Origin of the sequence: Pseudomonas fluvialis, assembly GCF_002835605.1 — a bacterium.
In the GTDB taxonomy this organism is placed as follows: Bacteria; Pseudomonadota; Gammaproteobacteria; order Pseudomonadales; family Pseudomonadaceae; genus Aquipseudomonas; species Aquipseudomonas fluvialis.
In genome coordinates this window covers 133,997-141,361 of record NZ_PIYS01000032.1, presented here as the reverse complement: position 1 = coordinate 141,361, position 7,365 = coordinate 133,997, and the positions used below count along the sequence as shown (strand labels likewise).

General features: G+C 57.8%; 7 protein-coding genes. 4 read left to right on the top strand and 3 right to left on the bottom strand.

Annotated elements, in window-relative coordinates; translation table 11 throughout:
* Positions 1 to 364 precede the first annotated feature (364 nt).
* Complete coding sequence (gene tyrS / locus CW360_RS16100) at positions 365 to 1,564, bottom strand: tyrosine--tRNA ligase (RefSeq protein WP_101194393.1); 1,200 nt, start codon at positions 1,562 to 1,564, stop codon at positions 365 to 367.
* Positions 1,565 to 1,735: 171 nt separating this feature from the next.
* Between tyrS and CW360_RS16095 the strand changes: the two genes are divergently transcribed.
* Both CW360_RS16095 and CW360_RS16090 read left to right on the top strand, forming a co-directional pair.
* Positions 1,736 to 3,100: a peptidoglycan DD-metalloendopeptidase family protein gene (locus CW360_RS16095; protein WP_101194392.1), complete on the top strand. Its 1,365-nt coding sequence runs from the start codon at positions 1,736 to 1,738 to the stop codon at positions 3,098 to 3,100.
* A complete protein-coding gene (locus CW360_RS16090; protein WP_101194391.1) occupies positions 3,097 to 4,191 on the top strand; it encodes an anhydro-N-acetylmuramic acid kinase in 1,095 nt (364 codons plus the stop codon). The genes CW360_RS16095 and CW360_RS16090 overlap by 4 nt, the downstream gene beginning before the upstream one ends.
* Before the next feature lie 24 nt (positions 4,192 to 4,215).
* Here the strand turns inward: CW360_RS16090 and erpA are convergent, their stop codons facing one another.
* Positions 4,216 to 4,566 carry an iron-sulfur cluster insertion protein ErpA gene (erpA, locus tag CW360_RS16085; protein WP_093985356.1) on the bottom strand — a complete coding sequence of 117 codons (351 nt, stop codon included), beginning with the start codon at positions 4,564 to 4,566 and terminating at the stop codon, positions 4,216 to 4,218.
* A 92-nt stretch (positions 4,567 to 4,658) separates the two neighbouring features.
* Positions 4,659 to 5,693 carry an N-acetyl-gamma-glutamyl-phosphate reductase gene (argC, locus tag CW360_RS16080; RefSeq protein ID WP_101194390.1) on the bottom strand — a complete coding sequence of 345 codons (1,035 nt, stop codon included), beginning with the start codon at positions 5,691 to 5,693 and terminating at the stop codon, positions 4,659 to 4,661.
* 163 nt (positions 5,694 to 5,856) lie between these two features.
* Here argC and hemJ point away from each other — a divergent pair, with 163 nt between their 5' ends.
* Positions 5,857 to 6,282 carry a protoporphyrinogen oxidase HemJ gene (gene hemJ / locus CW360_RS16075; protein WP_101194389.1) on the top strand — a complete coding sequence of 142 codons (426 nt, stop codon included), beginning with the start codon at positions 5,857 to 5,859 and terminating at the stop codon, positions 6,280 to 6,282.
* A gap of 18 nt (positions 6,283 to 6,300) precedes the next feature.
* Positions 6,301 to 7,266, top strand: a complete 966-nt coding sequence (locus CW360_RS16070; RefSeq protein ID WP_101194388.1) for an NAD(P)H-dependent flavin oxidoreductase — start codon at positions 6,301 to 6,303, stop codon at positions 7,264 to 7,266.
* Positions 7,267 to 7,365: the final 99 nt, after the last annotated feature.

Genomic DNA, 7,365 nt, shown 5'->3' with positions numbered 1-7,365 from the left:
GATTCAATTTGTTAAAGAGCGTTTCGATCAAGTCTTTCGTCTCAACCGAGGCCGCGCATTCTAAAGCAGCCCTTAAATCTGTCAAGCTGTTTTTGAAGAATTTTTCGTTTCTTCTCAACCGCTTAGCTGAACCGAAGCAGGGCTTCCGATCAGCGGGAGGCGCATATTACAGCATCCGAAAACACTGTCAAGCATCTCATTCATCAACAGCGCCTCAGCCCTGCCGACCCGGCGCATTCTACAGAATCGCACCGCTCTTGCAAGCCTTTTATCTACCTAAGCCTTTGATTAAAAAGACTTTTTATGTAAGCCCGGCATTGCAAGAGCGGCGAATTATAGGCAGCTCAGCCCGCAGGTCAAGCATTTACTGCTTATTCAAGCGAATATGCGCAAATGCCTTCTTGCCAGCCTGACAGACATGCTCAGCACCCAGCACAAACATGAACTCGCGCCCCACCACTTCACCGTCAACCCGCACACCGCCAGAGTTCAGCAAGTCACGCGCCACCGCAGAGTTCTTCACCAGACCCGCTCTATTCAAAACAGCCGCGATCGGCATATCCGCCTCGGCCTGCAGCTCCACCTCCGGCAAGTCATCCGGCAGCTCACCATATTTCATGCGATTCCCGGCAGCCCGATGCGCAGTGGCTGCAGCTTCCTGACCATGGAAGCGAGCAACCAGCTCTTCCGCCAGCTTAATCTTGATATCCCGCGGATTGGCCCCAGCAGCCACATCACGCTTGAACTGCTCAATCTCCTCAAGCGAGCGAAAACTCAACAACTCAAAGTACCGCCACATCAGCGAGTCAGGCATGGATACCAGCTTGCCGTACATGACGCCGGGACTTTCCTGAATGCCTATATAGTTACCCAGCGACTTGGACATTTTCTTCACGCCATCCAAGCCCTCCAGCAAGGGCATAGTGACGATGCATTGCGACTCCTGCCCATACGCACGCTGCAGCTCTCGCCCCATGAGCAGATTGAACTTCTGATCCGTACCGCCCAGCTCAACATCCGCACGCAGAGCAACCGAGTCATAGCCCTGAACCAACGGATAGAGAAACTCGTGTATGGCAATCGGCTGACTGCCCTTATAACGCTTGTCGAAATCGTCGCGCTCCAGCATACGCGCCACCGTGTACTGGGAAGCCAGGCGGATAAATTCCTGCGGACGCAACTGATCCATCCACATGGAGTTGAACGCCACTTCAGTTTTAGCCGGATCGAGAATCTTGAACACTTGCTGCTTGTAGGTTTCAGCGTTCTCCAGCACCTGCTCACGCGTCAGGGGCGGACGCGTGGCACTTTTGCCGCTGGGGTCACCAATCATTCCGGTGAAGTCGCCAATCAGGAAGATCACCTGATGCCCCAACTCCTGGAACTGGCGCAGCTTGTTAATGAGTACGGTATGCCCCAGATGCAAGTCCGGCGCCGTAGGATCAAAACCTGCCTTAATACGCAGAGGCTGCCCGCGCTTGAGCTTCTCAACCAGCTCAGCCTCAACCAGAACCTCTTCTGCGCCACGCTTGATGAGCGCCAGCTGCTCCTCTACCGACTTCATGAAAAACCCCGAAAGCACCTGAAAACAAAAGGGAACCAACCTTACAAGATCGCTGACTAAATACAAGTTTTGCGCCTGTAAGAGCCAGAAAGACTTTCAGGGTTGCCCGAAGCTTCTTTTGGTTATATTTTATACAGTTAGTTCACTATTCTTCTAAAAACACCACACGCCATGACCCAAGTGACCCCTAAAGCGGCACGCTACCCCAAGAGCCACCTGATGGCTGCTAGCGGCATAGCAGCCATGCTGAGCCTGGCCCTGCTGGTGTTTCCAACCCAGGACGTAGAGGCCAAGAAGACCTTCCTGGATCTCGACCTCGAGCTATCCGGCGACTATCGCCAGGATGAGGATGCAGAAGACATTCGCCCGGCCAAATCGCCTTTTGCCCAAGTTGATGAGGGCAAGAGCACGGAAGCAACACTGGATAAAGGCTTGCAGCGAATCACCGTAGCGAATGGCGACACGCTCTCTACGGTGTTCACCCAAGTCGGCTTGGGCGCTTCCGTATTGCATGCAGCGCTGGCCAGCAGCAAGGAAGCGCGCCAGTTCACACGCCTGAAAGTCGGTCAGGTATTGGAGTTTCGCCTTGATGAGCAGGGTGAGCTGAGCTCGCTGCACTCCAAACTTAGCGACCTGGAAAGCATCAGCCTGACCAATAATGGCAAAGGCTTCAGCTTCAAACGTGACCTCATCAAGCCAGAAACTCGCACCCGCTACGCTCGCGGCAACATTGATAGCTCCCTGTTCGGCAGCGCCAAGAAAGCTGGGCTGTCGCATCGATTGACCATGGATCTGGCCAACGTATTTGGCTATGACATCGACTTCGCGCTGGATCTACGCGAAGGCGACGAATTCGAACTGGTTTACGAAGAGAAGTTTGTCGCCGACAAGGTCGTGGGTAGCGGCAATATCCTCGCCGCACGCTTCACCAACCGTGGCAAAACCTACAGCGCCGTACGTTACGTAAACAAGCAAGGCCTACTCAGCTACTATCGTGCCGACGGCACCAGCATGCGCAAGGCGTTTATCCGCACTCCCGTAGACTTTGCCCGTATCAGCTCGCGCTTTTCCACTGGGCGTAGACACCCCGTACTCAACAAAATTCGCGCACACAAAGGTGTTGACTACGCAGCGCCTCGAGGCACTCCGATCAAAGCCACAGGCGATGGCCGCGTCACCTTGGCTGGGCGCCATGGCGGCTATGGCAACACAGTAATCATCCAGCACGGCAACCGTTACAAGACGCTCTATGCGCACATGCACAACTTTGCCAAGGGGATTCGTAACGGCAGTCTGGTCAAGCAGGGTCAAGTGATCGGCTACGTGGGCACCACCGGCCTGTCCACCGGACCACATTTGCATTATGAGTTCCAGGTCAACGGCGTGCATGTCGATCCCCTGAGCCAGAAACTTCCCATGGCCGACCCCATTGCCGCCAACGAGAAGCAACGCTTCCTGCAACAAAGCAAACCGTTGATGGCACTGCTTGATCAGGAACGCAACAGCATGCTGGCCTTGAATCGCGAATCCCGCTGATGCTCTATATAGGCGTGATGTCCGGCACCAGCCTGGACGGACTGGACATCGCCCTAGTCGAGCTGCAAGCCGGCAACTGGACGTTGCGTGATGCCTTCTGTGCCAGCCTGCCAGGCACACTCCGGCAGGAGCTTCTGGAGCTTTGCCAACCAGGCCACAATGAACTAGCCCGTGTCGCCTTGGCAGAGCAGCAATGGGTGCATCTTGCAGCCAATGCCATCAATCAGTTACTGACAGACCTGCATCTGGACGCAAGCGATATTCGCGCCATCGGCAGCCACGGGCAGACCGTACGCCACGAGCCTGGGGCAGGTTACACCTGGCAAATCGGCAACCCCGCTCTGCTGGCCGAACTGACCGGCATCACCGTAGTCAGCGACTTTCGCCGTCGCGATGTCGCTGCCGGTGGTCAGGGCGCTCCCCTCGTGCCGGCCTTTCATGAACTACTGTTTGCCCACCCCGAACAATCACGGGCATTGCTCAACGTCGGCGGATTCAGCAATCTCAGCCTGCTTGCTCCTGAGCAAGCAACTCGCGGCTTCGACTGCGGCCCCGGCAATGTACTCATGGATGCCTGGATTCAGCGACATCATCAACTACCCTATGATGCCCAAGGCGCCTGGGCGGCCAGCGGCAAGGTGCATCAGCAACTGCTGCAACGCATGCTCGCCGAGCCATTTTTTCAGCAGCAAGGCCCCAAGAGCACCGGGCGCGAGCTATTCAACCTGAACTGGCTGGACCGCCTGCTGTCCGCTTTTCCCGAGGTATCGACCACAGACGTGCAAGCCACGCTTCTGGAGCTTACCGCGCAAAGTTGCGCCAGAGCCCTACTCGACACACTCAAAGACTGCCAACAGCTGCTGCTATGTGGTGGCGGCGCGCACAACCACGCTCTGCACGCACGCCTAGGCGAGCTTTTGCCAGGTATCGAGGTATTAAGCAGCAGTGCACTGGGCGTCGATCCAGACTGGATGGAAGCCATGGCCTTTGCCTGGTTGGCGCATTGCTGCCTACAGGGTATTCCAGCAAACCGCCCAGCGGTCACCGGCGCAAGCGGCTTGCGAGTGCTCGGCGCGATTTATCCAGCCTGAAACACCACAGCCCAGCACCGACAATCAAATGGAGAAGGAAGACCCGCAACCACAGGTGGTTGTCGCGTTGGGGTTATTGATCACGAAGCGAGAGCCTTCCAGGCCTTCCTGATAATCCACCTCGGAGCCTACCAGGTACTGGAAGCTCATGGCATCGACAACCAGACTGACGCCTTCGCGCTCAATCACGGTATCGTCTTCTGCCAGATCCTCGTCGAAAGTAAAGCCATATTGAAAGCCCGAGCAGCCGCCGCCCGTCACGAACACACGCAACTTCAGGCGCGGATTGCCCTCCTCCTCCACCAAGGTCTTGACCTTGCGTGCGGCCCCTTCGGTGAATTGCATAGGGGCTGGAGTAAAGGTTTCGACGCTCATCGTGCAAATCTCCCGGCTCTTGGCCGCTATAGCGCTGTCAGGCAAGCATTATCCGCTTACCCGACAAAAACGGTCAACTAAGCCCTTGCAAATCAGGGCAGCAAGGCTGCGTGATTCAGCCCTAGACGCTCATCCAGACCAAACAGAATATTCATGTTCTGCACGGCCTGCCCAGAAGCACCTTTGACCAGGTTATCGATAGCCGCCAACACCACCACCAGATCGCCCTCCTGCGGACGGTGCACGGCAATGCGGCAGACATTGGCCCCGCGCACACTACGCGTTTCTGGATGGCTACCAGCCGGCATGACATCGACAAACGGCTCATTGGCATAGCGCTGTTCAAAAAGCTGCTGCAAATCGACAGATCGGTCACTCACCCGCGCATACAGGGTGGCATGAATGCCGCGGATCATCGGCGCCAGATGCGGCACGAACGTCAGGCCCACCTCAGCTCCCGCCGCCTGTCGCAGGCCCTGGCGAATCTCCGGCAGGTGGCGATGCCCCTTGACTGCATAGGCTTTCATACTTTCCCCAGCCTCGCACAGCAACGACCCGACACTGGCACCGCGCCCGGCACCACTGACCCCTGACGCACAGTTGGCAATCAAGGTCTGCGTATCGGCGAGGCCTGCCTCAAGTAACGGAATCAGTCCCAACTGGGTAGCCGTCGGATAACAGCCAGGCACGGCAATCAAACGGGCACTGCGGATAGCCTGGCGATTGACCTCAGGTAAGCCATAGACTGCTTCGTCCAGCAGCTCGACAGCACCATGCGGCTGACCATACCAGCGGCTCCACTCATCCGCGTCACGCAGCCGAAAATCCGCAGACAGGTCGATAACACGCGTGCCTGCAGCCAGCAGCTCGCCAGCCAAGGCATGCGCGACACCATGCGGCGTAGCAAAGAACACCACATCACAAGCCCCCAGGGTCGCCACATCCGGCACACTGAAACGCAGCTCGTCGTAGTGCCCGCGCAGATTGGGGTAAAGATCAGCCACGCTGAGCCCCGCCTCCGAGCGCGAGGTAATCACCGCTACCTGTGCCTGTGGATGCTGCGCCAGCAAACGCAGCAACTCCACGCCGGTATATCCGGTCCCACCGACAATCCCCACCTTGATCATGGCTCGCTCCCAACCTGCCCGCAGCTACAAAGGCTGCCGATGATAAAGCCGTCAGGCGCGTCAACCAAGCTTGCAATGCCGATATAGCAAGAGCCCCTCGCTGTACGTCAACGTCGGCAAACCTCTACTATGGCTGCAGTACCTCAGTCGTTGGAAAGTCATCATGCTGTACTTGTGGATCAAAGCCCTGCACATCATCGCTATCGTCTGCTGGTTCGCCGGCCTGTTCTACCTGCCGCGCCTGTTCGTCTACCACGCCATGAGCGATGACACCCTCAGCCAGGAACGTTTCGTGATCATGGAGCGCAAGCTGTACCGCGGCATCATGAACCCATCACTGATCGCCACCCTGGTGTTCGGCCTCTGGCTGCTGCACCTCAATCCCGCCTGGCTGCAGATGGGCTGGTTGCACGCCAAACTCAGCCTGGTCGTGTTACTGATCGCCTACCACCTGCAATGCGGCCGCTTGCTACGCCGCTTCGCGGCTGGCCAGAATGACCATGGTCACGTTTTTTTCCGCTGGTTCAATGAAGTCCCGGTGTTGTTTCTGCTGGCCATCGTCATCCTGGTGGTAGTCAAGCCCTTCTGATTCGCCAAGGAGTCCGTCATGAGCCTTCCCGCCCTGTTTGAACAACGTCTGCGCCTCCCGCTGGTAGCCGCTCCGATGTTTCTAGTTTCCGGCCCCGGCCTGGTAAGTGCCTGCTGCAATCAAGGCATAGTCGGCAGCTTTCCGGCACTCAACCAGCGCGAGAGCAGCGGCTTCAGCGACTGGCTGGATGAAATCCGCGCAAACCTCCATGAGGACGCCGCGCCCTACGCCGTCAACCTTATCGTCCACCCCAGCAATCCACGCCTGCAGGCCGACCTGGCGATCTGCGTCGCCAAGCGCGTGCCGATCGTCATCACCAGCCTGGGCGCGGTCAGGGAAGTGGTAGACGCCGTGCATAGCTATGGCGGCCTGGTCTTTCATGATGTCACCACACGGCGTCACGCCGAAAAAGCTGCCGAAGCCGGTGTCGACGGCCTCATCGCCGTGGCGGCAGGCGCAGGCGGCCATGCCGGCACCTGGAGCCCGCTGGCCCTACTGGCGGAAATTCGCCAGTTCTTCAGCAAGACCGTGCTCCTGGCCGGCTGTATTAACCATGGCCAGCAGATTCTCGCCGCACAACTGCTGGGAGCAGACTTGGCCTATATGGGCACCCGCCTGATCGCCACCACAGAAAGCCAGGCCAGCACAGCCTACAAACAGATGCTCCTGCAGGCCCAGGCAGCAGACATCATCCATACCCCAGCCGTCTCCGGCGTACCCGCCAGCTTCATGCGTCAGAGCCTGGAAGCTGCCGGCTATGACCTCAAGCGACTACAAGACAAGGGCGACATCAATTACGGCGAAAAGCTCAAACCCATGGACGAAGAGGCCAAGGCCTGGAAAACCGTCTGGTCAGCCGGCCAGGGCGCAGGCGATATAAACGATCTACCCGACGTAGCCGGCTTGGTCAGCCGCCTGCGCGATGAATATCTGGCAGGCTTGAAACACAGCCAGCAACTGGGCCAACACTGGCCACGCACCTGAGCTGTGGTAGGGCGCACAACTCGCCCATTTGCGCTTACAGGAATGCTTGTTCTGCCCGGTTGCCTCACTTAGGCTAGCGTTTTCCCCGCTCTTCAGCCC